Raw genomic sequence first — 26,903 nt, 5'->3', positions numbered from 1 at the left:
AATGAAATCCGGAGACCCGCGTCTGGTTTCTGCACTTGTGATTCAAAAGGTGCTGGCGGGGCGTTCCCTCTCGGAACTGTTGCCGCAATATCTGGACCGGCTTGCGGATAGTCGTGACAGGGGATTGGTTCAGGCGATCTGTTTCGGTGTGATGCGCAACTATCTCAAGCTGCATTTTATACAACGTCAATTAATGGCGAAGCCGTTGAAATCGAGGGACCGGGACATCGAAGCCCTGGTTTTGATCGGACTCTATCAACTCCTCTATCTCCGGGTTGGCGACCATGCCGCGGTACATGAAACAGCCGGTGCGGCGAACAAGCTCCGTAAGCGTTGGGCGGTAGGCCTGATCAATGGCGTGCTGCGCAATTTTCAGCGTCAGCGGGAAGGCTTGATCGAAGCCCTTGAGGGTGAGCCGGAGGCGCGCTATGCCATGCCGGGCTGGTTGCTGCATGCGCTGCAGACCCAATGGCCCGAGAGCTGGCAGCAGCGTGCAGAGGCGCTCAATTCGCATCCGCCCATGAGTCTCAGGGTCAACCGGCAAATCAACTCCCGCGATGACTATCTCGATCTGTTGCGGAAGAACGGCATCGATGCCGAGCCCATGCCCCGGGTCGAGAGCGGCATCAACCTGACCAGGGCCATGGATGTGGAGAGCCTGCCCGGCTTTGCTCGGGGTTGTGTCTCAATACAGGATGGCGCCGCCCAGCTGGCGGCCGGCCTGTTGGGTTTACAGCCCGGACAACATGTGCTGGATGCCTGCGCCGCCCCTGGCGGTAAAAGCTGTCATATGCTGGAGATGGAGCCGGAAATCGAGTTGACGGCTTTGGACAGCGATGCCGAGCGTCTGCAGCGGGTCAGTGAAAATCTGTCGCGCATCGGACGCCGGGCGACCCTGCAGCAGGGAGATGCCGCCGACCCCGATGGATCCTGGACCAGTCAGTGTTATGATCGAATTCTGTTGGATCTGCCCTGCTCGGCAACGGGTGTCATCCGCCGCCATCCGGATATCAAGTATCTGCGCAGGGAGACGGATATCATCAATCTGGTGAAACTTCAGAACAAAATTCTGGACACAGTATGGCGGTTGTTGAAACCGGGTGGTGTGATGCTCTATGCAACCTGTTCAATCCTGCCCCAGGAGAATGAATTGCAGCTGCAGCAATTTCTCAGCCGGCAGGCCGACGCGAAGGAGGATGTGATGGATGTGCCCTGGGGAGAGGCCAGATCCGTGGGTCGCCAGATCGCTCCCGGTGAGGACGGTTTGGACGGTTTTTATTACGCACGTCTGATTAAAAGAGCCACATGAAGAGAGGACCCTACTGGCTGTTGCCAATTTTGCTGATGCTGATGCTGATGCTGCCGCTGACGCAGGCGACGGCCTTCACTATCAAAGATGTTCAGATCATACAAATCGACAATGTCTACCAGTTGAATGCCCGAATCGACTATCAATTAAGTGAACAGGCCCACGAAGCGCTGAATAACGGTGTGCCGCTGACCTTGAAAGTGCAACTTCTCGTGGAGAAGGTATGGCGTGGATTCTGGGAACCGAGCCCATTCACAACCACCTTGAGTTTTCAGATTCGCTACCATGCCCTGACTGAGCTCTATCGAATCGTTGACGGACAGACAGGAGATGAACAGAATTTCGTCACCCAGGATGCGGCGCTGCATGCATTGGGTGAGATCACCAATCTACCCATGGTCAGCCCGGTAAAACTGGCGCCCGGAGAGGCTTATCAGCTACGTTTGCGCGCTGACCTCGACATAGAATCCCTGCCCCTGCCTCTACAGCCGTTGGCCTACCTTGGCAGGGGTTGGAAACTGACGACAGGATGGTCCCAATGGCCCCTTCAACCCTGAGCCGATTACGTCTGGGAGGGCTCTCCGTCGGCCTGCTGCTGATACTGCTGCTGGTGAGTCTGCACCTGATGAGCAGCGCGGTGCAGAACTCCGCCGACTTGAGCCGCTACTTTGTCCCACTGCTGATATTCAACTTGGCGGGCATGTTCGTTCTGTTCGTGCTGATCACCTACAACTCGATACGCCTGATACGCCAATATCTGAGGCACAGCGCAGGTTCCAGGCTGACCCTGCGCATGGTGTTGATCTTTACCTTGATCTCCCTACTGCCGGTGGGTGTGGTCTATTACTACTCTTTCAGTTTTCTACAGGGGGGTATCGACAGCTGGTTTGACGTGCAGATCGACCAGGCCATGCAGGATGCGCGGGATCTGGCCCGGGCTTCTTTGTCCCTCAATCAAAGGGTCTGGCTGAAATATACGGAACAGCAATTGCTCAGTATCGCGGACACCTCTGAATCGGCGCTCTCGCTGACGATAGCGAAACTGCGCCAGCAATCGGGTGCGCTGGAGCTCTCACTCAGCGATCCTGCCGGGCAGATCATTGCCTACTCCAATGCCGTGGCGGATGAGCTGGTGCCGGCCAAACCGGATGATTACATCATGCAGCGGCTGCGCGAGGGGAACAGCTATGTCGGATTGGCGAGGGAGAAGGATGAGTTGATGATTCGGGTCGCGGTGGCGGACCCGCTCGGGCGCCCCTTTATTATTCAGGGGCTCTATCCCGCATCGGAAAGGGTGAGTGCTTTGTCGGAGAAGCTGGAAGTGGCCTATAACCGTTACAACGAGCTCTCATTTTTACGTCAATCACTGAAACGCAACTTCTCCCTGACCCTGTTTCTGGTGTTGATGTTCGCAATGTTGTCAGCGGTCTGGGCCGCTTTCTTTTCGGCCAGGCGCATGGTGGCGCCGATAGCGAACATCGCGGCCGGTACCAAGGCGGTTGCCGAGGGGAATTACGATCGGCGTCTGCCCGTCCCAAGGCGGGCGGATGAGCTTGCCTTCCTGGTTGCCTCGTTCAATACCATGACCCGCCGCATCCGTCAGGCCAGGGATCAGGCCGCCGAGAGCCAGCGTGAAGTCGAGGGACAGCGCGCCTACCTTGAAACCGTCCTGACCCGGCTCTCGTCCGGGGTGCTGACCTTTGATGCGCTACGTAAAATGCGCACGGCCAACCCGGCCGCGGAAAAGATCCTGGGCATTAATTTGGATAGGATGATCGATCTGCCGGTTCAGGCATTGGCCCTCGAGTCACCTATTCTGAGGCAGTTCGCCGAAGGTTTGGAGGTTCCGTTACGCCAGATCGACAAAGAGTGGCGCGGCGAATTGACCCTGTTTGGTGGTGAGGGTCGTAAGGTCTTGATCTGTAGGGCCACGCCTTTTGCCCAACCCAACGGACGCAAAGGTCATATCGTTTTGTTCGATGACGTAACGGCTCTGATTCGTGCTCAGCGGGATGCTGCCTGGGGTGAAGTGGCGCGGCGTCTGGCCCACGAGATAAAAAATCCGTTGACGCCTATTCAGCTTTCGGCAGAGCGTTTACGCCATAAATATCTCAAGGATATGCCGAAGAAAGATGCCGAGGTGCTCGATCGCGCGACCCATACCATCGTACAGCAAGTAGAAGCCATGAAGAGCATGGTTAACGACTTTTCCGAGTATGCCCGTCCACCGCAAATGGAGCTAAAGCCGATCAAGCCGGATACCCTGATCGGGGAGATAGTGGACCTCTATCGGGGTACTCATGGGGTAGGGTTTGAAATTGACCTGTCGGCCACTAACGCCAGGATAGAGGCAGATCCCTTGCGTATACGTCAAGTTGTACACAATCTTGTTAAAAACGCTGTCGAGGCGTTGGAGGGCAAGAAGCGGGGTAAGGTCTCCCTTGTCTCCAAGATTCTGAGTAGGGATGACCACCCATACTATGAATTGCGCGTGCAGGATAATGGTCCGGGCATTGCTGAGGCGATGATTCAAGAGCTCTTCGAACCCTATGTCACAACCAAACCGAAGGGAACCGGGTTGGGTTTGGCGATCGTAAAGAAGATTGTTGAGGAGCATGGCGGTATCATCTGGGCGGAAAACTGTGATAAAGGGGCCTGTATGGTGGTGCAACTGCCGATGCTGCTGGACTTGGCTCGAGAGAGTGCAACAGAGGAGAGTGAAGTATGAGTCGCGCCTATATCCTGGTTGTGGATGACGAGCCTGATATCCGCAATCTGGTAAAAGAGATTCTACAGGATGAATCCTACGAGGTAGCGATGGCTGAGGATGGGAAATCGGCCCGCCAGGCGCTGCGGGATCGTCGTCCGGAACTGATCCTGCTCGATATCTGGATGCCCGATGTGGATGGCATCACCCTGTTGAAAGAGTGGGGTGAGAATGAGGGACTGCCCTGTCCGGTAATCATGATGTCGGGTCATGGCACGGTGGAGACCGCCGTGGAAGCCACTCGGTTGGGGGCCTACGATTTTCTGGAGAAGCCCCTCTCTCTGGCAAAGTTGTTATTGACGGTCAATCGCGCATTGGAGGCGGAGCAGCTCAAACAGGAGAATGTTGGACTGAAACGCCATGTACATGCCGTGCATGAACCGACCGGCAGAAGCCCGGTGATGCAACGTCTGCGTGAGCAGGTGAAAAGGATCGCCCAACACGATACCTGGGTGTTGGTAACCGGAGAACCTGGCAGTGGCCGCGAAACCCTGGCGCGCTATCTTCACTCGCAGAGCGTTCGCCGCGATCGACCCTTTGTGGAGGTCAATGTCAGCTCGATTGTGAAGGGGAATGCCGCTCAGGAGCTGTTCGGCAGCGAAAGTGACGGGCGCATCCACTATGGGCGACTCGAGCAGGCCGTGGGAGGGACCCTGTTCCTTGATGAAGTGGCCGATATGGATCTGGAAGCGCAGTCGCAACTGGTAGGCGCATTGGATACCGCTCGATTCCTGCGGGTGGGCGGCACAGAGCCGGTGACTATCGATGTAAGGATCATTGCCGCCACCCAACACAATCTGGAAGAGGCGGTGCAGGAGGGGACCTTTCGTGAAGACCTTTTCTACCATCTCAATGTGGTGCCCCTGCATGTGCCGCCATTGCGTGAACACGCGGAGGATGTCCCGGAGCTGCTCAACTTCTATGTGGACTGGTATGTCACCCATGAAAAGCTGCCCTACCGGCACTTTAATGTGGGGGCGCAAAATACCCTGCGCAACCATCCCTGGCACGGCAATGTGCGGGAATTGAAGAACCTGGTGCAGCGGTTACTGATCCTGGGCGCCGGCAACGAGATTTCCCAGGAGGAGGTGGAAGCGGCATTGGGGGCGCCCGATGTCGGGACTTCACTGGGTGGGCTGGAATCCCTGGTTACCTTCGATCAACCCCTGCGACAGGCCAGAGAGGAGTTCGAAAAGGTCTACCTGGAGTATCAGTTGCGTCAGCACGAGGGCAACATTTCGCGCATGGCCAAGGAGGTGGGGATGGAGCGCACCCATCTCTACCGTAAATTGAAATCCCTGGAGATCGAGTTCAAGGACAAGCGGTGATAAATAAAGGTCCGCAAATTAACGCGAATAAACGCAAATGTTTTGTAAGGTACGGTTTTCCGTGACTTAAAGGCTAGAAAGCCCTTTCAGATCTCCTGCCCGGTTTCAAGTCACCAGGCCAGGCGTATATCCCAGTCGTACTGACGCGCGGTCGGCAATACCGGGGCGGTCTCTGGATCGACCGTCTGGTAGACGTTCTCCGCCGGCGTGACATTGGCGTCACGACCGTGGATGAAATCCTGAACCCGTACGATCACCATATAGGCCTTGTTTAGGGTCAATGCACGCTCGGAGCTCGGAGTGATCAGTTCATAGACGTCCGCCCCCGAGACCTTCGCTTCATTGACGCTGCCATCCCCGTTGAGCCACTTCTCGATGATCTCCTCGTTTTCGCGGAACTCATTGCCGCCGCCGGCAACCTTTAGGTAGTTGAGAATCTCGCCTTCCGTCTCGCCGACACTGGGTGCGTCTCTCATGCCTCGCAGGTTGATGTATCCCCAACCCGCTGCGCCGGTCACCTTGCGGGGAAAGGCAAAGGTCTGATCAATGGTGCTGCCGATGGTGGTGTGGCAGCCCATGCAGAAGGTGGTCTCCTCTTCGCTTTGCTTACGCAGATGGCCGTCGGCGGCTTCGATGAAACCCAGCACCAGCCAGCCGAAGCCGTTATCCAATCCGTTGTCGCCCCGGGAGACGAAATTCGGCAGGTTGCCATCGATTTTTTCCTGCTTCTCGTTGCCATACATCGAAAGCAGTTCCGGTGGTGTATAGAAGGTATGCTTGAGCATATAGCGTACCTCTTTCATACGTGCGGGAATGGTGATCGACATATCCTCGTCCAGCCCGATATAGCGCACCGTGTGCAGGAACTCCACCCCTTCGGGGTAGAGCATTGGCGTCACGCTGACATCCGATGCGTTACCGACATAGGAATCAGGCCGGTCTATCATGTTGATGATCCCAAGTTGACCGTCCCCGTTTAGATCGGTACAGAAGCTGTTTTCGTCCACCTGCGGCAGGCTGACCTGTTCCAGGTCGTGTATCGCCGCCTCCAGAATCGCCAGATTGGCGATGTAGGTATCCCGGGAGTAGCCGCTGCCGTTGCAACGCTGCTCGCGAAAGGCTGCGGGAAGGCGGACCATAACGTCATCGGTTGAGCCGTTGGTCGGCCAGAAGGTACTCGGCAGGGGTTTATAGTTGAAGGCCACCCAGTGGCTGCCATCGAGCGCGAAGCCCTGATCATCAAAGGCGCCGGCACCAAGATGCAGGTTTTGAATGACGGGTATCGGTCCCTCCCAGGGTTCGCTCTGCAACTGTTCAATCAGGGTCGAATAGTTGTCGGTATAGATATAGTCGATGACCTCCTGATCGCTGATCTGGGAGACGGCCTCGGAACGGTCCTCGAACAGGTTCTGCCAATGGTTGCTCACCCCGATCTCCGAGAATGAGTATTCTGCCTGCAATGCCTTGTCGTTCATGAAATTCGGGCGACTGCCGAATGTGTAGGTTTGGTGGCAGGTCAAACAGGGATTGTAAGTGGCTTCGTGCTTGGTGTAGCACTGGGGAGGGACTATCGCCTCCAGATTGTATACCAGGCCGGTCTCCTCGGGTCTCAGGTTTCCGGCAACTGATTTTTCATAACTGGTTGGAAAAGTGAGTGCCTGATTTTGTCTGTCGGAGTCACTATCTGAACCGCCACATGCCGTTGCGAGTACAAAGACGATTGGCGAGATGATTGATATAGTACGTTTCATGGATATCCTCCTAAATCAGAAAGGGGGTGGCATAGGCCACTCCCCCATTCCCTGATTCGACTAACCTGGGAGACTTTTAGATCGCAGGATCATCGAACACCCAGACCACGTTATTCTCGTGGTTGCCGGTGTCCTCACCGATGAGCACGCGCCCATCGTCTAGGATCAGCAGGTTGTCAGGATTGGAGATGTTGTTGACGTTGCACTCGTTGACTGAACGGTCAGCGTAGTAGGGTCCGCCAACAATGGCTGGCACCATGGTCTTCACATCAACCTCGCCCTGATCATTGCGCATCAACTGCATGCGGTAGACAACACCGCACTTACCGTTGTCACCATTCAGCTGGATGGCGCCTTCGTCGTCGCTCATGGTTTTGTCGAAGCTGGACATGGCCATGTACATGTAGGCCTGGTCGCCGTCGGCAGCGCCGCCGTTCCACCAGGTTGATGCCAGGCCGTAGTTGATGTTCACGCCTTCCATCTTGCGGAATTCACCGGTGGCGCCCAGAGCGACGGCCGCTTTGCGGCTCTCCAGGTAAGCCACGCGATCGTCGCTGAATGGGTTGGGATCCACAGTGGTGTCTTCGTCACAGCTTAGATCGGTACTGGTCTTGGACTCAGCCCAGTCACAGACTTGCTCGTCGGTGATGTAGTTGGCGTCGGCGAAGGTGCCGTCGTAGGAGGCGATTACCGTTTCGATATCCGTTTCACTCATGCTGGCGAGTTCGATCCATTCGATACCCAGCACGGCCTCTGCGGGATCGTCAACACCGGCAGCCTGTGTGATTTGTGCAGCATACAGAGTGCCTGCACTCATATCGCCGGCAACATCCGCAACGAACTTGAAGAAGACAACACCGGTGCCGTCGTCACTCAGGAAGACAGTTCTCTGGTCAGGCATGACAACCGAGTTTTCATGCGAGTAACGGCCCATGGTCTCCAGTTTATTGACCGTGACATTGGCAACGACTGCATCGGCTGCGTTACCGAGCTCAACAATGTAGCCGTAGCGATAGGGGTTCGGCCAGTCGCCGCTGCCGTCGGTGGGATAACCGAAATAGGTCGCCAGAGACTGGGGATTGTCGAAGTACTCATAATCCGGATTGAACCAATCGGCAGTATCATCGAAGTAGAGCTCTTCTGATGAGAGCGGGGTGTTCCAGGGGCTGACGGTACCGAAGCAGTTAACCCAGGTGCCGCCGACACTGGAGAAATCGATCATGCCTTCCTGAATGATGGTGGTGTAACCGGTGTCGGTCAGACCGCCTACCTGGATACGGCTCATACTGCCGGGACGGTCTTCCCAGTTGCTGTAGACATAGAAGCCACCGTTACCGTCAGGGATGACACCGTTGAAGTCAGGATCGTTGGAACTTTTGATCAGGGTGGTTCCGTCCAGGGCGATGATGTCACCCATGGAGCTGCCGTCATTCAGTGCGTCGCCCTGCTGAGACAGTACCTGGTATGAACCGACTGCAGTCATGACCACTTCTTTCTCGGCAGTGGTGACCGGCAGGTCTAGTGCGCCGAAGTTTTCAGGCAGGGCAGAGAAGTCTTGGCCGACGATGACACCCACGCTGCCTTTATCGAATAGTTTGCCGGCGGTGTCTGCCGTAGTGTTGCTGCTGCTGGGGTGTTGGACATTCAGGAACAGGGTGTTGTCGCTGTTCAGATACAGACCAGTGAATTCAGCGCCAAGCGGGGCAGTCGCAAGTCGCTTCAATCCTACGGTGATGAAATTCGTGATGCCGTCAGCGCCGTCGACTCCGGCTTGACCGTCGACGCCGTCATCACCGTCATCACCGTCATCACCGTCGCATCCGGTTAACAGCAGAGATGAAGACAATAATACTGCCGCGATAGAGGCTGGCAGGGCTAGCAGACGAAATGATTTCTTTTGCAACATAGAATATGCTCCCCGTATAGGCGTAATACTTGTAGGCCGGCAGCATTCTAGGTAGCAACTGTTGCCAAACGGTGTCATATCTATGGCGCTTATATGAATGCTATATTGCAAACAGATATAATGGTGATCGCTAGAACCTATTGGCTTACTGTTAGCGGGACCTAGCACAAGTTGATATTAGGCCTTAAACAACTACACCCGATGAAACAATGAAAATAATTATTCTCGGTGCCGGTCAGGTGGGTCGCTCGGTAGCCAATGCATTGGTCAGCGAAGCAAACGATATCACCGTGGTCGATCAGGATGAGCATCTGTTGATGGATCTGCAGAACCGGCTCGATCTCGGTACGGTCAGGGGTCATGCGGGCCATCCGGATGTGCTGCGCAGGGCGGGCGCCGAGGATGCGGATATGATTCTGGCGGTCACCAACAGCGACGAGACCAATATGGTCGCCTGCCAGGTTGCCTACACGCTGTTCCATACCCCGACCAAGATAGCCCGGGTGCGGGCACAGGGTTATCTCGATTATCCCCGCTTGTTCGAACAGGGCGCGGTGCCGGTTGATGTGTTGATCAGCCCGGAGCAGTTGGTAACCGACTACATACTCAAACTGATCGAATATCCGGGAGCCCTGCAGGTGCTTGATTTCGCGGATGGCAGGGTCAGGTTGGTGGCGGTAAAGGCCTACCATGACGGTCCTCTGGTGGGGAATGCCCTCAGCACGCTGTATGAGCACATGCCGAATGTAGATGCGCGGGTTGCCGCCATCTACCGTGAGGGTGAGGTGATAATCCCCAGAGGGGACACCGTGATAGAGGTTAAAGACGAAGTGTTCTTTATCGCCGCGGCGGAGAACATCCTTTCAGTGATGAGTGAGCTGCGCAAGATGGAGAAGCCCTATCGGCGGCTGCTGCTTGCGGGTGGCGGCAATATCGGCAGACGTTTGGCCTCATCCCTGGAGCGGAAATATCGGGTCAAACTCATCGAAAACGATAAAGTGCGGGCAAGAGAGATTGCCGAACGACTCGAATTGACCATCGTTTTACATGGTGATGCGGCGGATGAGAGTTTGCTGTTGGAGGAAAATATCGAGAATACGGATGTTTTCTGCGCCGTGACCAATGACGATGAAGACAATATTCTCTCCGCCATGCTGGCCAAACGTCTTGGCGCCGCAAGGGTGATGGCATTGATCAATCGTCCCTCATACGTCGACCTGGTGCAGAGTGAAACCATCGATATCGCGATCTCGCCCCAACAAGCCACCATCGGTACCTTGCTGACCCATGTACGGCGCGGTGATGTGGTGCAGGTGCACTCGCTTCGGCGCGGCGCCGCTGAAGCGATCGAGGCGGTGGCCCATGGAGACAGAAGTTCGTCGAAGGTGGTCGGACGTGCCATCGAAGAGATTAAACTGCCCAGTGGCACCACCATTGGGGCGGTCGTGCGGGGAGATGAGGTACTGATCGCCCATCACGATACCATGATCGAGAGTGACGACCACGTCATCTTGTTCCTGGTGGACAAACGGAAAATCCGCGATGTGGAAAAACTCTTCCAGGTCGGTGTGACCTTCCTGTAATCCAGGAAATCGAATATGCATCTTTTTGTGGTTCAACGAATTCTGGGTGTATTGCTGATGGTTTTCAGTCTCAGCATGCTTCCACCCCTTGGAATTTCGATGATGACCGGTGACGGTGCCCTGGTCGGCTTTACAGATGCTTTTATCCTCACCCTGGGGCTCGGTTTGGCGTTCTGGGCTCCGGTACGCAACCGTCGCCAGGATCTACGGGTGCGCGACGGTTTTCTCGTGGTCGTGATGTTCTGGGGCGTGTTGGGGCTGACCGGTTCCCTTCCTTTCCTGTTCGCGGAAAACCATGACATGACAATCACCGATGCGGTGTTCGAGTCGATATCGGGCCTCACCACCACCGGCGCAACGGTCATCGTCGGGATCGATGAACTGCCGATCTCGATTCTCTACTATCGCCAGCAACTGCAGTGGCTGGGCGGGATGGGGATCATCGTACTGGCGGTGGCGGTATTGCCGATGTTGGGGGTCGGCGGCATGCAGCTCTACCGCGCGGAGACCCCGGGGCCGGTGAAAGACAACAAGTTGACGCCGCGTATCACCGAGACCGCCAAGGCACTCTGGTATATCTATCTGGGGCTGACCCTCAGCTGTATGCTGGCCTATTGGTTGGGGGGCATGAAGCCCTTTGACGCCATGGGACACGCCTTCTCGACAGTGGCCATCGGTGGTTTTTCCACCCATGACGAGAGCATCGGCTATTACGACAGCACCCTGATCGAGATGATCGCGGTCATCTTCATGCTGCTCTCCGGTGCGAACTTCGCCCTGCATTTCCTGGCCGTGCGCAGAAGATCGCTTCGCACCTATTTCGAGGATCCTGAATTTCGTGGCTATATCACCACCCTGGCGATAGTGATCATCATCGTATCCGCCGCGCTCTATTTGATGGGGGTCTACGGGAACTGGGGAGAATCGATCGCACGCGGATTGTTTCAGGCAGTGTCGATCGGGACCACAACCGGGTTCACCACGGCCGACTATTCCCTTTGGCCGGGATTCATATCCATTCTGCTGCTTTTCTCCAGTTTCGTCGGTGGCTGCGCCGGTTCCACCGGTGGCGGTATCAAAGTGATACGTTTTATGTTGTTGATCAAACAGGGTGTGCGAGAGATCAATCGTCTGATCCACCCCAATGCAGAGATTCCGATCCGTATCGGCGCCAAAACCATTCCATGGCGGATTGTGGATGCGGTGTGGGGATTCTTTGCCCTCTATGTGGCCAGCTTCGGCATAATGTATCTGGCCCTGGCATCCACCGGGCTCGATCTGATGACCTCATTCTCCGCGGTGGCGGCCAGTATCAACAATCTGGGCCCCGGCCTGGCCGATGTGGGTGCGCACTATGCCAACATAAACGATCCCGCCAAGTGGATACTCTGTTTCGCCATGCTGCTTGGGCGATTGGAGATATTTACCCTGCTGGTATTGTTGACCCCGGCCTTCTGGCGAAAGTAACCGAATCATATCTGACTATAAGCTTCCGCCCTAGGGCCAGCTGGATGAGTGTTAACAGGCCCTAGGTTACTATTGCCGGCTAGGCCGGCGGTTTCAAACGGTTGGTTCAGAATCGGTCAGCGGTGCAGGCGTGATAGGTTGAATCCGGGGCTGAAAAAAACCCGCTGAATGAACAGCGGGTTATGGTGGGATGGATAGGTATCTACCTGGCCGCAGGGGGGTTTTTCATTCGACGACGGAAAAGTCCCGCACCCAATAAGCCCAATCCCAGCAACGACAGTGTTGTTGGTTCGGGAACGGAGCTGGTGGGGAATCCGACATGAGCCCTCGATGCTATTGTCAGTGAATAGTCACCATAATAGTTATTGCTGTTATACCCGGACAAGGCCTCACTCAAGGAAAGATAGTAATCAGACACGGCCAAGATATAACTGCCCGCATTCAATACCCTGCCGATGAAGGAGTTAAGTCCGAGTCCACCGTCATCGTTTCGTGTGATGTAGTCTGAGCTGTCGAGATAGCCGTCACTTTCAAACAGATAGACATAGGTGTCGAAGTCCCATGAATTTACGTAAATCCCTGTCCATCCTGGGGCATTCTGGTCAAACAGCGTGTAGGCCACTGACCCTTCTCCATTAGCGGTAATCGATCCAGTCGTATAGATGATATTCGCTGATGTGGCTAAGGGCAGCAGTAGCAAGCATCCTACTAAGAGATTGATTAATTTATGCATAGTATGCCGATCCTCGTAAGCATGTCGTTTTATGAAAGCCGTGATCACGCTAGCTTCACCAGCCAATCGAGCATGTTCCATGCCAGCATTGAAAAATATGCTTTAAATTCGGAGTTTACCGAATTGCGTTTAAAAAGATCACTGGGATATTGGTGTGATGTGTAAGAATATCCGACATGATTTTCATCGGATATGGCCTGGTAGTCCGCAACTATCCCAGGCTACCCATGGCTCCGACCAGAACGCCATAGCGTAATGCCTTGCCGAGCCCAATCAGAAGCGTGGCCGGCAGCAGCCTGACACCGCTCCATCCGGCCGCCAAACAGAGCGGATCACCGATCACCGGCAACCAGGAGAACAGCAGTATGGGTGTGCCGTAGCGTTTTACCCGTTGCAATGCCTGTCCTTGCTTCTCATCTTTCAGCCCGCGATCCGGAAAACGGCGTGCCAGCCACCAGCCGATAAGCCAACTGCTGAGTCCTCCTAGGGTGTTGCCAAGGGTGGCCACGCCCCACAACAGGGTTGCCTGTGCTGGATTCTGTTGGAGTTCCCACAGCAACATAGCCTCGGAACCCCCGGGCAGGAGGGTTGAGGCAAGCAGGCTGGTGATAAAGAGTCCGACAGGACCGCCCGAGAGACTCAGGTTTGACGAAAGATCCAGCATCGGTGTGCCGGGTGGCGTTTGAAATCGTCGGGCAGGGTCTGACGGGTGATCTCCTCACAACCGGGTAATGATTCCAGGTCGTGATCGATCTTGAAACGGCGCTTGTTGGTTGAGAAGTAGAGCTCTCCGTTTGGTGTAAGCAGTTCCAGACAGGCGTCGATCAGACGTCGATGATCCCGCTGCACATCGAGGATCTCCAGCATCTTCTTGGAGTTGGAGAAACTGGGCGGGTCGAGGACGATGAGGCCGAACAGGCGTCGCTCACGCACGGCCCTTTCAAGATAGGCGAAGACATCGGACCGTTCCAATCGATGTTCATCGCCGGTGAAACCGTTGAGGGCCAGGTTGCGCCTGGTCCAGGCCTGATAGGTATTGGAGAGATCGACACTGGTGGTGGCCAGGGCACCGCCCGCCGCGGCGAATACCGAGAAGCTGCCGGTATAGGCGAACAGGTTGAGCATGCGCCGGCTCTCGGCGCGCCGGCGTATCAATTCGCGGGTCTCTCGATGATCGAGAAAGAGTCCGGTATCGAGATAGCTGTGCAGATCAACCTCGAATTTCAGACCACCCTCACTGACCGTCAGGCGGTGGCCCCGCTGGCCGGTTTTTTCGTACTGGGCAAGCCCCCGTTGCCGCTGACGGGTCTTGAATGACAGGGCCTGGCGCGGGATCTGCAAAGACTCGCGAATCGTCTCGCCTATGGCCAGTTCTTCCTCATCAGTCAGAGGTTCCCGGCCTTTGCGGGCAAAGATCTGGGCATGGACTTCACCTTCATACCAGTCGATGGCCAGAGGAAAATCAGGAATATCCCGGTCATAGAGGCGGTAGCAACTGATGTCACGACGGCGTGCCCACTTGCTCCAGTGGCGTTGGTTCTTGCGCAATCGGTTGTCGAAGTCGCCAAGCTTCATCAGCGAGGAATACGCCAGGCCGCCAGGGCGAGGGCGAACCATCCGATGATGAAGGCCGTACCGCCGAAAGGCGTGATCATGCCCAGGCTGCGCACACCGGTGAGCGCCAGGACATAGAGACTGCCGGAGAAGAGCAGGATGCCGGTCAGAAACAGCCAGCCGGCGATGCTCAGGGTGCGCCCCGGGTAGTGCATGGCGAAAAGTCCTACACCGAACAGGGCCAGGGTATGCAGACCCTGATAGTGAACGGCCTTCTGCCACCATATCATGTGGTCGGGCGGCAGGCGGGCCTCCAGGGCGTGGGCGCCGAATGCGCCAAGTATCACCAGCAGCATACCACTGACAGCGGCGAGAATCAGGAAGGTGCGCGCCGTCAACCTGTATTCCCCTCTAGTTGCTTGAGCTCCTCGAGAATGCTCAGGACTATGGCTTCGGTTTTGCTGTCCAAGCGTTTGCAGAGCAGATCAGGATCGCGCTCGCCATTGATCAAAGGGCGGATCACGGCTGCCAGCCGGGCCATGGGGCCATCAACCTTACTCATCTGATCCGCCATTTCGGCGATGATCTGCAATGCCTGGGTATTACCGCTGCCGGCGGCGTGGATCATGGAGGCAAGACCGGGCGCGGCCATCGCCGGGTCGGGTTTCACATTCGGATCAGGCAGGGTGGAGGGGTCTTGCAAACCAAGCAGAATCGCCTCGATGATCACCTGATCCTCCTCGTCCAGACTATTCAACAGCTCTATATCCCGTCGGCCCTGGTCGAAGATCTTACGGATTGCCGCTACCAGCTCGGACCAGCCATTCTCTATCGCTAAAGCCATGAGTTGCTCGAACTCATCTTTACCATCAGGGTGGGATCCGGTTGTGACAACCTGATTGATAAAGGCGGCATGTACCGCCAGTATCTGCGCTCTCTTGTCCATCAGCTGTTTCCCCCGTTAAGTAGCTCCAGTGATTCGTTTGCAATCTCCCTGACATCGGGATTGTCGTCGTCGAGCATTCCGCGTAACGGCTCTATGGCATCACTGGAAAGAGTCAGGCCCAGGTAGTGAGCGGCATCGGCACGCAGGGTGGCATCCGGTGATTCCGCCAGTTTCAGCAGGTCGGTTAAGGTTGATTGCCAGAGGGGCGTTCCCTGTAGATCCTCTGCGACAACGCCGATGCCGATACGCACCACGATGGGAGTGGTGGGGGATCGCAACAGACCCAACAGCTCCGGCATCGCATCGGGATTACGCTGCAACCAGGTGACCGCGGCATGAGCGCGCTGGGTTTCGAACAGGTGGATGAGATAGCTTGCCTCTCCTTCATCCCGACCTGTCAGATCGATCCATCGCTCGAGCTCTCCGAGTGACAGCGCTCCCTCCAACTCGAAGCAACCGATACGGGTCCAGGGGACGGTCCGCGTACCGACACTCTGTGCGACCGCCGGGTGTTGCATGATATTGACAGCTTCCAGACGGCCGATTCTGCCTTGTTTCAGCAGTTGGCTCAGATTATGTAAAACCACGGGACAGTGAGCACAGCCGGGGGCCATCAGCAATAGGGCGTCTGGGGCTTCTCTCTCGCTCATGTGCACGCTCGAAAATCGGCCACTTTAACCTAAAAGGCGGGTTCTGCAAGTTTTTGACAACTCAAAAAGGGCTAATTAAAACCTGAAAATCCCAGGAATACCCGATCCATGCATATCTCCCTTGGGATAGTCGCCGCTTCTCCGCGGTCGTTTCATCTACGGCCAATAAAAAGACCTTATTCAGTATATTGACATTTTCTTTTTTATAAATAGGGGCTTACCAAACCAAGTAAAATAGTATGCTTTACAAGGGGCTAGGTTAATAAGCGGATTTTATACGCCCTCATTAAAAAACTGTTTGGCTAAAGGGATTGTAAGGCATTAATGTTTGTCGCCCCGAGTCCAGCTTGCGCGCATGCGTGCGATGGAATGCCCGGCTGTGCGGCCTGGCTGAATCGGGTGTGAAACTAGGTTCGGGCGCCATCGGGCACGGGCCAGGAGAGATACTAAAGACTGACGCCGGGAATTGTCCGGGTGTGCTTGTAAAAGCTGCGGCATCTCACGGCGTCTGAATCACTGCAGTGAAACCCTTAGGAGATAAACACCATGCCTACATTTGTGCGTACTGAGAAGTGCGATGGCTGTAAAGGCCAGGACAGGACAGCTTGCATGTACATCTGTCCTCATGACCTGATGAAGCTGGATAAAGACGGCTCGGAAACAGGCCATGCCATGAAGTCGTTCAACCAAGAGCCTGAGCAGTGCTGGGAGTGCTACTCCTGCATCAAAATCTGCCCTCAGCAGGCGATCGAAGCGCGTCCTTATGCCGATATCGTACCTCTGGGCGCCTCTGTACAGCCTCTGCGCGGTACCGATTCCATCATGTGGACCATCAAGTTCCGCAACGGCACAATGAAGCGCTTCAAGTTCCCGATCCGTACTACTCCTGAGGGTTCCATCGATCCCTATGGTGGTAAGCCTGCCGCTGATATAGCGAAGATCGGTGAGCCCGGTTTCTTCAATCACAACGAGCAGAACGGCTATCGTGCCGGCGACGCCAGTGAGCTGATCCGTAAATAAATCGGATTCAGACAGATTTTTAGAAACTAACGAAATTTTGAGGAATTAAAAATGGCTGAATTCGGAAATCCGGAAGTCGTCCAAGAAGAGGTAGACATCCTGCTGATCGGCGGTGGTATGGCCTGTAGTGGTGCCGCCTATGAGATCGGTCCATGGGTTGAGGCTGCCGGTGGCGACATCAAAGTTAAGCTGGTCGACAAGGCCGCTATGGATCGCTCTGGTGCGGTTGCCCAGGGTCTGTCTGCGATCAACACCTACATTGGTTCCGAGCAGGATCCAGCGGACTACGCCCGTATGGTCTCCAACGACCTGATGGGTATCACCCGCGATGATCTGGCCTATGACCTGGGTCGTCACGTTGATGAGTCCGTTCATCTGTTCGAAGAGTGGGGCCTGCCCATCTGGAAAACTGACGAGAACGGCGAGCGTCATGACGGTTCCAAAGGCATGACCTCACTGAAGGACGGCGGTAAGCCCGTACGTTCCGGTAAGTGGCAGATCATGATCAACGGCGAATCCTACAAGTGGATCGTCGCTGAAGCCGCGAAGAAAGCGCTGGGTATGGACAACATCCAAGAGCGTATCTTCATCGTCAAGCTGGTTAACGACAAGAACGACAGCAACCGCATTGCCGGTGCCGTCGGTTTCTCTGTTCGTGAGCACAAGCTGTACGTCTTCAAGGCGAAAGCCATCCTGCTGGCTGCCGGTGGTTGTGTAAACATCTTCCGTCCCCGCTCTGTGGGTGAGGGTCAGGGCCGTGCCTGGTACCCCGTATGGAATGCTGGTTCCACCTACGCCATGGCCGCCGAGGCTGGTGCTGAGCTGACCATGATGGAAAACCGCTTCGTACCGACCCGTTTCAAAGACGGTTACGGTCCTGTCGGTGCCTGGTTCCTGCTCTTCAAATCCAAGGCCACCAACGCTTTTGGTGAAGTCTACATGGACCGCAACAAGGAGATGCTGGACGACTATCCTCCTTATGGTCAGGCAGCCGTACCGGCATCTTGCCTGCGTAACCATCTGATGTTGAAAGAGATGAAAGAGGGTCGCGGTCCTATCTGGATGGACACCGTCACCGCGCTCGCCAACCTGCGTGAGACCCTGTCTCCTCGTGAGGTTAAGCATCTGGAAGCAGAAGCTTGGGAAGACTTCCTGGACATGTGTATCGGCCAGTGCGGTATCTGGGCGGGTGAAAACATCGAGCCTGAGAAAAAGAACTCCGAGCTGATGCCGACCGAACCCTACCTGCTGGGCTCTCACTCCGGTTGCTGCGGCATCTGGACCTCCGGTCCTGAAGATGTTGGCGCACCTACCGAGGAGACCGAGGCTGGCGTGCCCGAGCATCTGCCTCAGGGCTGGAACTGGGGCTACCGTGGTATGACCACCGTGTCCGGTCTGTTCACCGCGGGTGACGGCGTGGGCGCATCCGGCCACAAGTTCTCTTCCGGTTCCCATGCCGAAGGCCGTATGGCTGCCAAGGCCATGGTCAAGTACGTCATGGACAACAAGGACTACAGCCCCGAGCTGGATACCGATGTTGATTCCCTGATCGAAGAGATCTACCGTCCGGTCCGTAACTACCTTGAGCACAAGGACTACTCAACCGCTATCGATGTGAATCCCAACTACATCACACCGCGGATGTTGCAGTTCCGTCTGCAGAAGGTTATGGATGAGTACGTTGCCGGTGTTGCTACCTACTACACCACCAACGAGCACATGCTGGACCTGGCTGAGCAGAAGCTGGAAATGCTGAAGGAAGACGCCCTCAAGATGCGTGCGAAAGACCTCCACGAGCTGCTGCGTGCTTGGGAGAACTATCACCGCATCCTGACTGCTGAAGCTCACATGAAACACATTCAGTTCCGTCAAGAGTCTCGTTATCCCGGTTTCTACTACCGCATGGATAAGAACTTTGTCGACGAAGAGAACTGGAAGTGCTTCGTGAACTCCATCTACGACAAAGAGACCAAGACCTACAAGTGCTTCAAGCGCGCACATGTAGACATCGTAGATAAGGCTAAGTTGTTCAAGTAATTCTTGACTGTTTAGTTGCTTAGGAAGGTCCGGGTACCGTAAGGTGCCCGGACTTTTCCGTCTTTAATGTATGCTTTTTGTGCAGTTTTTAAATGAACACATGTGTACGGTTATACTCTAAAGGCGAACCGTATCTGTAGTCCGCGACTTGGATTAATATTCAGCCGATTTCGATATCGGAGGCAGAGAATGAGCGAAAAATTCGATATTCCTTTCAAGAGCAGTTTCGTACCCGCAGTGCTTGAACCTGGCGCCAAGATCAAGTTCAACTGTCACAAGGGAGTTTCCTGCTTTAACGCCTGCTGCAAGCATGCGGATATACAGCTCACACCCTATGACATCCTGCGCCTGAAGGATAATCTGGGGGTCAGTGTCACAGAGTTTCTCAAAGACCACACGGTGCCTTTCGAGATGGATAAGGATGGCCTGCCGGGGGTGAAGCTACGAACCGATAACGAGGGTGCCTGTCTGTTTGTCAATGATGAAGGCTGCAGTGTCTATAAGGATCGCCCGACAGCCTGCCGTTACTATCCGATCGGACATATGGCCATGCGCGAAGCGGGTTCCAGCGAGGACGAAGCGCGTTACTTCCTGATCAGAGAGGATCACTGTAAAGGGCATGAGGAAGATAGGGAGATATTGGTCGACGAATACCGCAAAGAGCAGGAAGTGGAGGTCTACGATCAGCTCAATCGTGAATGGTTACAGCTGATGCTGAAAAAGAAATCTACCGGTCCGGCAATCGGCAGACCCTCGGATACCAGTCTGCAGTTCTTCTTCATGTGCTCCTACGACACAGACCGCCTGCGCCGTTTCGTGCTGAGCGACTCCTTCAAGGCGTCATACGATCTGGATGAGAAGTTTTACCAGACCATGGAGAATGAGGATCTTGCCCTGATGCAGTTCGGCACCCGGTTGTTGAAGCAGGTCCTGTTCGGTGAAGTCACCATTCCGGTGAAAGACAATGCCACTGAAAAGCGCATAGAAGAGCGTAAAGAGATCCTGGAAATGCGCAGAAAGGCGGAGGTTGAACTGCATAAACAGAAACAGGAGCAGCAGATGAAGGATGCGTTGTCCTGATTATCTTGTATTCAGTCCGCAAATGAACGGGAATCAACACAAATACTATCGATTTTGTTCCCACGCTTCCGCGTGGGAACTCAACTCTCTACTCCATCTACCCTGTGCATCCCCTCGCAGTGCGGGTGCGGCTTGCCGCAACGATGGTTCCCATTCGTACTTTGCGTGACGATGCTTCCGGTGCGGCAAGCCGCACCCTACATTGAGGTCAAAATTTGCGTTGATTCGCGTTTATTTGCGGACAGTTTTTCTTTCATCCACTGTACAGCTGATCCGTTTTTGCCGCCATGATGAAATCGTTGCGATGAAGTCCTTTTATTTTTTGTGACCACCAGGTCACGGTTGTTTTCCCCCACTCGGTCAGCAGGGCAGGGTGGTGTCCCTCATCCTCCGCCAGCGTCCCGACCCTGTTGCTGAACTCGAGGCTGTCTACGAAGTTTTTGAATGGAAATGTTTTTTCCAATTGCATAATCCCGTCCCGCACCTCGATATTCCAGTCGGGTATGGTGCGTATCAGCTCCGCTAGCTCATCATCGCTGACTTTTGGCGCATCAGCGCGACAGGCCTCACACTTTTCCTCAGTCAACGCTGCCATTGGGCGTTTCCTCTATTCGAATATGTCAGATATAGTTAGGTTAGGCAGGTGTCTCAAGCATTTGTGCATGGCACCTTTGTAGGATTATCATGCAGATTGCCGAGATAGCATACACAGAATCAATAGGGGAAAGCCGTGCTTCAGTGCGGCCTACAGATAAGTGACCAAACGCGCGCTCATCGTCGATGATTCAAAAACCGCTCGACAGGTCTTGTCGGGCAAGCTCTCGAAATATGGAATATCCGTGGTGGCGCTTGAGTCGGCTGCGGCGGCAATCGATTTTCTGTATGAAAATGCACCAGATGCCATCTTCATGGACTATGAGATGCCCGGGATGGACGGTTTTCAAGCCTTGAAGGTCATCAAGTCCAACCCGAATACGGCCGTCATCCCCGTCATGATGTATACCTCCAAGGCGGGAGGTTTGGAAGTCAGCCAGGCAAGGGCACTCGGGGCGGTCGGGGTATTGCCGAAACAACTGGAGGTACAGGATCTAGAGGATGTGCTCCGCTCACTGCATCTGATGCCCGACCAGGAGTCCCTGGTACCCGGTTTCGAAGATAGTGAATTGGAGAGTGTGAGAACTGTTCGCCGTCAAAGCAATATTCACTCGATCACTGAACACGAACGTCGTAAATCAGCCACGGTTGAACCGGTAAGCCTGCCCATGGATGGCGTCTTGGGCCCATTGCCAACGGGCGATGATTCCCTGAAGCGCTTTATACGCAAGGAACAGAATCTGAGTGAAATAAGGCTTCAGGAAAAGCTGGAAAAGCATTTTGCCGAGACCCAAAGCGAACTGTATGAGCTGGAAGCGCTGCAGGAGGTGTCGAGATTCCAGGCCAGGAGGGCGCAGATACTGGGGGGGATAAGTCTCCTGTTTATTCTCGTTGGCTTTGCCATCACTTACTATTTCCTGGTGTTATCCCCGGCACAAAAAAAAGCGGTTATCGGATCTGACCCTGACAGCGAGGCGATTTACGAGTTGATCAGTGCGCAGAACGAGCAGATTGAACAGATGTCCCGGAAAATCGAAGAAACCGGGTATGGCAGTGTGGCAACGCCGGGTTCATTGATTCCGGTTGATTTGATCGAGTGGGCCGCCAACCAGGGGACAGAGTTCGAGTATGGCGAGATTCCCTTTAACGATCAGCGCGCTCTCTGGCTGGCTGAACTGGTCGATCAACTCAAGGAGGCGGGTTTTCGCGGTACTATCGAGTTGCGAGCGACCCACGGCAACTATTGTCTGCAGAAGAGTGAGGGGGACGAATATGTCCTGGCCAATGACGGGCTGGCTATCAGCGAATGTCTGTTTGCGGCGGATCACCGTGACAGCAATGACTATATCAACGGCCAATCCGTCGCATTCGCCAACTATATGAATGTGGAGTTGGCCAGGAGCGGCGGGGAGTTGGAGATTCTGCTCTTCAGCAGTGGCTTCAATGACCCGTTGATACCCTATCCCTCGGTCTATGAGGTAAAGACAGCAAAAGAGTGGAATCGGATTGCCACACAGAATCAGCGGGTCAGGGTCAGTCTCTATAGCAACTTGTGATCTGCTGTGGTCCTGTTACCGCATCTTCACAAACTCTGTCAAGAACGGTTACGGCCAGATCACGCTGTAACGGTTCTACTCGAGGCCCAGTTGCGCAAATAGGCGATCTTCTCGGCCATCAGAACCGAGAGGGGCCTGGTCTGTTCTAACTCGCTCAGGATATGTGCGGTATCCAGTGGCTCTTTTGACGCATGGGAGGCGTAGAGCGAGGCAACTATGGCCTGTTCTATCTCGGCGCCTGAAAAACCCTCGCTGGCGTCGCGTAATTTGCCTATATCGAAGGCAGCCGGGTCCTGCTCACGCTTGCCTAGGTGGATGCGGAAGATCGCCTCCCGAATCTCGGCGTCGGGAAGGTCGACGAAGAAGACCTCGTCGAATCGTCCCTTGCGCAGCAGTTCGGGCGGCAACATCTCGATATCGTTGGCGGTGGCCACCAGAAAAACCCTGGAGTCACGCTCGGCCATCCAGGTGAGCAAGGTGCCGAGAATGCGTTTTGAGGGACCTCCCTCATTATCAGTGGCAAGTCCCTTCTCAATTTCGTCGATCCACAGCACGCAGGGTGTCATGGATTCTGCTGTCTTGAGAGATTCCCGTAGATTGCGTTCGGTTTCGCCGTAGAACTTGTTGTAGAGAGCGGCGAAATCGAGGCGCAACAGGGGCAGGTGCCAGCTGCCGGCGACCGATTTGGCCGCCAGGCTCTTGCCGCCGCCCTGTACGCCCAAGAGGAGTATCCCCTTGGGAAGGTCGAGTCCGCTCGGCGGTCGATCCGCCACGAAGATGGCGCGACGTTGCTCCAGCCAGCGTTTCAGGTTGGCAAGACCGGCCACCTGGCTGAACTTGGCACTGTCGAGTTCGAGGGAGAGCACGCCGGTACTGTCGAGCAGGCGGTACTTTGTTTTGGCCAGGTCATCCAGATCGTTCTCCGTCAGCATGCCGTCATCATAGATGGCGTTGCGTATCAGTTGTCTGGCGTCCCTCATACTGAGGCCGGAGAGATTGCTCAGCATGGGCTCGATCACTTCACGCTTCGCCTTGACGTTGCGATTGTTATGGCGTCCCCACTCCCGGATTTCCGCCTGGAGCAGTTGTTTCAAGGCATTGCGGTCCGGCAGCGAGAGCTCGAATCTGGTCGAGAGCGAGCGTAATTCGTCAGGTATCTCGGCGTTGTGGCTGATCAGCACGAGGGTCTGCGACGGGTTTCCCCGCGCGATCTCCTTGAGTTGGCGCAGGGTCAGGGGGTCGTCCAGCCAGTGATGGATATCCATCAGCATGTAGATGGCGGGTGCTGTACGGCCTGCCAGCTCGGCAAGTACTCTGGAGGGTTCCTTGATGGTCAGGTGAGTGGTCTGGTTGGTGTGCAGGTTGGTCAACCCGCTGGCCACGGTCCAGCGCAGTAGTTGACGGCCCAGTTGGGCCGCGAGACGTTCGAAAAGGGTCTCGACCTGCCTTTCGTCATCGCTTTCGATGAAGAGAATGGAGGTGCCGGAACTGATGATGAGTTCGAGGTCTTGTAAGTCGCTCATTCCTGTAGTGGTGTATCTGATTGAGTTGGTATTTTTATCTGTTGTGCTGGGACAATCTATACGTTGGGTGAAATCGGTTCAACTCCATTCACTCCCGAGCTTTGCCGAAATTACATTCTTCGGAGAGTGGGCTGTTGTGATTGTATGCAGGGCTTATCAGCCATGCTTTGAGTTGCTCGTGATTAAGTATCTTCATATTAATTATTTATGAAACGTTGAGGCATTTATGGCAACGATCAGTTTGATCCTGGACAAACGCTAGGAGGTTTTCATCAGGAACGAAATTGCCAGCTGATGCTCTGGTTCTACGAGTGAAGTTGTGCGTGATGCATTGCGTCATATGGAAGAGTGAAAAAACAAGATTGCAGCACTTCAAGCCTGTCTCGCGGAAGGTAAGATGCAGGCATAAAAAGGCGGGTTTGTGGAGAATTATTCTATTGTTGGACCATTGAGTTCATTGGAAAGGGAATGACACAAAGATATCGGTTTACACCCTAGACCGTACAAGACTTAAAAAAATATTGGACACTACACACAGAGCATGTGGGGGGCTAATAAGCAAAATCACTATTTACCTGGTTTTATTGCGCTCAGATCCATACGCCTAATGCCGTTTCATACGGCAACTCTCTCATCCCAGGTTTTGCGCTTACCTTCATCGCGCATCAATTCGTGATCAATCAAGATCTGGTATGCCAGGCTTACATCCTTGGCGGAGAGTGCTTCAAAGGCGTTGATTGTTTCCGGCCATGACCGTGTCCAGCGACGAGACACTTGCCCATCCGGCTTGAAGGTTGCAGTATTGAGTATACGCTCTGAATGTTCCAGACTGTTCGTGCCCAACCAATTGACAAGGGTGAACTGCAGACGCTTGGGATCATTCTCTATGCAATCAAAATCCACGACGGATGCCAATTCAGGATAACGAGCAGCCAACATACGAAACATATGCTGGATTAAGGCAATAGTGAAGATTTTCATCTGCACACGGCGTTGACGTCTTGAAGACAGACGCTGTATCAATTTATAGGCATGCAGTATTGCGCGAAGATCGTGAGATAGAAAGCGCTTCAGAAATCGGGATTCCATAACGGCTTCACTCTCCAAATCGAGATAGGGGGTATTTAATCCCTCCCGCGAAAAGATCTGTTCGGCAAGTATGATGGGGTCACTTACATAGAACAGGGCATGACACTGTAATTCCCGTAACAGGGCCTCAGTCGCCAACAGGCCATGTGTCTCTTTCAAAATGAGTAAAGCACGAGGTCTCTTTTTGTTCTCCATCAGCAGTGAATTGTAATCGGTATCAGCAAGATTATTTTCAGCATAAATCCGATAGATGCGGTTCAAGGGGTGGTCTGCTGTCAACTCCTTATGATACGGAATTGCCAATCTGTCATCATGAGTGGACAGGGTCAGTTTGGGTTCAAATTTTTCGAGCGGATTGTGGATAAAGTGGCTGTTGGGTAGTGATTGTGACAGAAGTTGTGTCAAATGATTAATGCCAGTGCCATTAACACCCAATATTAAATGAATGTCAGTGCCATTGCCCATATAACCCGCATGAGGCATATATTTCTGGTTGATGCGTCTGTTCCACAGGTAGCGGTTGATACGCAAGCGTTTGCTTTGTTTGGGAATCTTTTTCATCAGGGATCTCAATGGCTATCTCATCATCCCTGAAAGTTCGAGTAAAGAATCATGCTTGTGAAATTAATATCGTATCGATGTCATGGATGGTGTGAAGCTAATCGCAATTTGCTGACTGTTTACAGATAGTAAGTTATTTGTTTTGTGGTTCTGCGAAAGCAATATGCAAGGAGATCTACCAATAGAGATTTTGAAATCCCTAGATAAATTAAAGAAATCATTCCGATATGATTTTACTTAGTTTTCGGAGATGTTGTTCTGATCCCCGTTTTTATCTTTAACTAAAGAATTCCACTACCAAGCCGATGACTATGGGAGAAAGAAGAAATAACTCTTTTATCAACTATTGAACCATCAAATTGTGAGATTCAGGAGCTTTTCATGGGCGCCGAAACCAAATTCCGCCTGGTGACCAGAAGTGATTTTGACGGACTGGTATGTGCCGTTTTACTGAAACATTTGGATATCATCGAAGATATTAAATTTGTCCATCCCAAGGATATGCAGGATGGTAAAATTGACATCTCTGGTAGCGATGTCACCACCAATCTTCCCTTTGTTGAGGGTGTCCATCTGGCTTTCGACCATCACTCGTCAGAAATCATCCGCAACGAGCAGCGGGACAATCATATCATCGACCCAGAAGCCCCTTCTGCCGCACGTGTGGTCTGGCGCCATTATGGCGGCCATGATGTATTCCCAACAAAGTGGGATGAGATGATGGAGGCAGTGGACAAAGGCGATGCTGCTCAGTTTAATATGGAAGAGGTACTCGAACCCAAGGGATGGGAATTACTCAACTTCCTGATGGATGCACGTACCGGCCTTGGCCGTTTCCATGATTTCCGTATCTCCAACTACGCCCTGATGATGGACCTGATAGACGCCTGCAAGGACCACACTATCGATGAAATCATAGTGCTTCCAGACGTGAAAGAGCGGGTCGACCTCTATTTTGAACAGGCTGCAAAATTCAAGGAACAAATCAAGCGCTGCGCCACAGTACATGAAAATCTTGTGGTACTCGATCTGCGCAACGAGGAGCAGATTTGGGCGGGTAACCGCTTTATCATCTACGCCCTCTATCCCCAGTGCAACATTTCCATCCACGTGATCTGGGGACTGAAACAGCAGAATACCGTCTTTGCGACAGGCAAATCGATCTTCGATCGCAGTTCCATAACCAATGTGGGCGAACTAATGCTCAAATACGGCGGTGGCGGTCATCAGGCTGCAGGTACCTGCCAAGTGGAAAACAGTCAGGCCGAAGAGACCCTGCAAGCATTGATCAAACAGATCACCAGCGACGGCTGAACATCAAGAAACCTCTGAATAATCTTGGACCGTGTGAATGGTGAGATGAAATGTTACGTATTAACCTGCTAAAAATGAGGCTAAGCTGGACGAGCACATTGCTCAATGGGTAGTGGGTGATACAGAATATTGAAC

General features: G+C 54.0%; 22 protein-coding genes. 11 read left to right on the top strand and 11 right to left on the bottom strand.

Annotation, left to right across the window (positions count from 1 at the left end; genetic code table 11):
* The first annotated feature begins 1 nt into the window (after window position 1).
* The 4 genes from rsmB to CODIS_RS17785 are packed head-to-tail and all read left to right on the top strand — an operon-like array spanning window position 2 to window position 5,404.
* Window positions 2-1,309: a 16S rRNA (cytosine(967)-C(5))-methyltransferase RsmB gene (gene rsmB / locus CODIS_RS17800; RefSeq protein ID WP_069127704.1), complete on the top strand. Its 1,308-nt coding sequence runs from the start codon at window positions 2-4 to the stop codon at window positions 1,307-1,309.
* Window positions 1,306-1,866, top strand: a complete 561-nt coding sequence (locus CODIS_RS17795) for a DUF4390 domain-containing protein (protein ID WP_069127646.1) — start codon at window positions 1,306-1,308, stop codon at window positions 1,864-1,866. Before rsmB ends, CODIS_RS17795 begins: the two co-directional genes overlap by 4 nt.
* Complete coding sequence (locus CODIS_RS17790; RefSeq protein WP_069127642.1) at window positions 1,848-4,037, top strand: ATP-binding protein; 2,190 nt, start codon at window positions 1,848-1,850, stop codon at window positions 4,035-4,037. The genes CODIS_RS17795 and CODIS_RS17790 overlap by 19 nt, the downstream gene beginning before the upstream one ends.
* Window positions 4,034-5,404, top strand: coding sequence for a sigma-54-dependent transcriptional regulator (locus CODIS_RS17785; RefSeq protein ID WP_069127639.1), 1,371 nt, complete (start codon window positions 4,034-4,036; stop codon window positions 5,402-5,404). Before CODIS_RS17790 ends, CODIS_RS17785 begins: the two co-directional genes overlap by 4 nt.
* Window positions 5,405-5,514: 110 nt before the next feature.
* Here CODIS_RS17785 and CODIS_RS17780 read toward each other — a convergent pair whose 3' ends face one another.
* Both CODIS_RS17780 and CODIS_RS17775 read right to left on the bottom strand, forming a co-directional pair.
* Window positions 5,515-7,155 (bottom strand): hypothetical protein, encoded by a 1,641-nt coding sequence (locus CODIS_RS17780; protein WP_069127635.1) that lies wholly within the window; start codon window positions 7,153-7,155, stop codon window positions 5,515-5,517.
* Window positions 7,156-7,231: 76 nt separating this feature from the next.
* Window positions 7,232-9,061 carry an alkaline phosphatase PhoX gene (locus tag CODIS_RS17775; protein ID WP_069127632.1) on the bottom strand — a complete coding sequence of 610 codons (1,830 nt, stop codon included), beginning with the start codon at window positions 9,059-9,061 and terminating at the stop codon, window positions 7,232-7,234.
* 209 nt (window positions 9,062-9,270) lie between these two features.
* Between CODIS_RS17775 and trkA the strand changes: the two genes are divergently transcribed.
* Window positions 9,271-10,644 (top strand): Trk system potassium transporter TrkA, encoded by a 1,374-nt coding sequence (gene trkA, locus CODIS_RS17770; protein ID WP_069127629.1) that lies wholly within the window; start codon window positions 9,271-9,273, stop codon window positions 10,642-10,644.
* Window positions 10,645-10,659: 15 nt separating this feature from the next.
* On the top strand, window positions 10,660-12,111 hold the full coding sequence (locus CODIS_RS17765) for a TrkH family potassium uptake protein (protein WP_069127626.1): 1,452 nt from the start codon (window positions 10,660-10,662) through the stop codon (window positions 12,109-12,111).
* A 202-nt stretch (window positions 12,112-12,313) separates the two neighbouring features.
* Here the strand turns inward: CODIS_RS17765 and CODIS_RS17760 are convergent, their stop codons facing one another.
* From CODIS_RS17760 to CODIS_RS17735, 6 genes are all read right to left on the bottom strand, one after another.
* Window positions 12,314-12,844 carry a DVUA0089 family protein gene (locus tag CODIS_RS17760; RefSeq protein WP_268805722.1) on the bottom strand — a complete coding sequence of 177 codons (531 nt, stop codon included), beginning with the start codon at window positions 12,842-12,844 and terminating at the stop codon, window positions 12,314-12,316.
* A gap of 211 nt (window positions 12,845-13,055) precedes the next feature.
* Entirely contained in the window at window positions 13,056-13,508 is a 453-nt protein-coding gene (locus CODIS_RS17755) for a YqaA family protein (protein ID WP_069127620.1), read from the bottom strand.
* Window positions 13,484-14,419 carry a class I SAM-dependent methyltransferase gene (locus tag CODIS_RS17750; protein WP_069127617.1) on the bottom strand — a complete coding sequence of 312 codons (936 nt, stop codon included), beginning with the start codon at window positions 14,417-14,419 and terminating at the stop codon, window positions 13,484-13,486. Before CODIS_RS17750 ends, CODIS_RS17755 begins: the two co-directional genes overlap by 25 nt.
* On the bottom strand, window positions 14,419-14,796 hold the full coding sequence (locus CODIS_RS17745) for a DUF423 domain-containing protein (RefSeq protein WP_305782125.1): 378 nt from the start codon (window positions 14,794-14,796) through the stop codon (window positions 14,419-14,421). The genes CODIS_RS17750 and CODIS_RS17745 overlap by 1 nt, the downstream gene beginning before the upstream one ends.
* Window positions 14,793-15,344 (bottom strand): hypothetical protein, encoded by a 552-nt coding sequence (locus CODIS_RS17740; protein WP_083220880.1) that lies wholly within the window; start codon window positions 15,342-15,344, stop codon window positions 14,793-14,795. Before CODIS_RS17740 ends, CODIS_RS17745 begins: the two co-directional genes overlap by 4 nt.
* On the bottom strand, window positions 15,344-15,994 hold the full coding sequence (locus CODIS_RS17735) for a HEAT repeat domain-containing protein (protein WP_069127611.1): 651 nt from the start codon (window positions 15,992-15,994) through the stop codon (window positions 15,344-15,346). Before CODIS_RS17735 ends, CODIS_RS17740 begins: the two co-directional genes overlap by 1 nt.
* Before the next feature lie 546 nt (window positions 15,995-16,540).
* Here CODIS_RS17735 and aprB point away from each other — a divergent pair.
* From aprB to CODIS_RS17720, 3 genes are all read left to right on the top strand, one after another.
* A complete protein-coding gene (aprB, locus tag CODIS_RS17730) occupies window positions 16,541-17,014 on the top strand; it encodes an adenylyl-sulfate reductase subunit beta (RefSeq protein WP_069127608.1) in 474 nt (157 codons plus the stop codon).
* Between the two features lie 51 nt (window positions 17,015-17,065).
* Window positions 17,066-19,051 carry an adenylyl-sulfate reductase subunit alpha gene (aprA, locus tag CODIS_RS17725; protein ID WP_069127605.1) on the top strand — a complete coding sequence of 662 codons (1,986 nt, stop codon included), beginning with the start codon at window positions 17,066-17,068 and terminating at the stop codon, window positions 19,049-19,051.
* Window positions 19,052-19,240: 189 nt separating this feature from the next.
* Window positions 19,241-20,131 (top strand): YkgJ family cysteine cluster protein, encoded by an 891-nt coding sequence (locus CODIS_RS17720; protein ID WP_069127603.1) that lies wholly within the window; start codon window positions 19,241-19,243, stop codon window positions 20,129-20,131.
* Window positions 20,132-20,384: 253 nt separating this feature from the next.
* Here the strand turns inward: CODIS_RS17720 and CODIS_RS17715 are convergent, their stop codons facing one another.
* A complete protein-coding gene (locus tag CODIS_RS17715) occupies window positions 20,385-20,726 on the bottom strand; it encodes a 4a-hydroxytetrahydrobiopterin dehydratase (protein WP_069127600.1) in 342 nt (113 codons plus the stop codon).
* Between the two features lie 160 nt (window positions 20,727-20,886).
* Between CODIS_RS17715 and CODIS_RS17710 the strand changes: the two genes are divergently transcribed.
* Complete coding sequence (locus tag CODIS_RS17710; RefSeq protein WP_069127596.1) at window positions 20,887-22,281, top strand: response regulator; 1,395 nt, start codon at window positions 20,887-20,889, stop codon at window positions 22,279-22,281.
* 59 nt (window positions 22,282-22,340) lie between these two features.
* Here CODIS_RS17710 and CODIS_RS17705 read toward each other — a convergent pair whose 3' ends face one another.
* Entirely contained in the window at window positions 22,341-23,804 is a 1,464-nt protein-coding gene (locus CODIS_RS17705) for an AAA family ATPase (protein WP_069127593.1), read from the bottom strand.
* A 615-nt stretch (window positions 23,805-24,419) separates the two neighbouring features.
* Entirely contained in the window at window positions 24,420-25,454 is a 1,035-nt protein-coding gene (locus CODIS_RS17700; RefSeq protein ID WP_069127590.1) for a hypothetical protein, read from the bottom strand.
* Window positions 25,455-25,835: 381 nt separating this feature from the next.
* On the opposite strand from CODIS_RS17700, the gene CODIS_RS17695 reads away from it, so the two are divergent.
* Window positions 25,836-26,768 carry an exopolyphosphatase gene (locus tag CODIS_RS17695; RefSeq protein ID WP_069127586.1) on the top strand — a complete coding sequence of 311 codons (933 nt, stop codon included), beginning with the start codon at window positions 25,836-25,838 and terminating at the stop codon, window positions 26,766-26,768.
* Window positions 26,769-26,903 lie beyond the last annotated feature (135 nt).

Origin of the sequence: Candidatus Thiodiazotropha endolucinida (genome assembly GCF_001715975.1) — a bacterium.
GTDB classification, from domain to species: Bacteria; Pseudomonadota; Gammaproteobacteria; order Chromatiales; family Chromatiaceae; genus Thiodiazotropha; species Thiodiazotropha endolucinida.
This window is presented reverse-complemented; position numbering and strand designations above follow the sequence as displayed.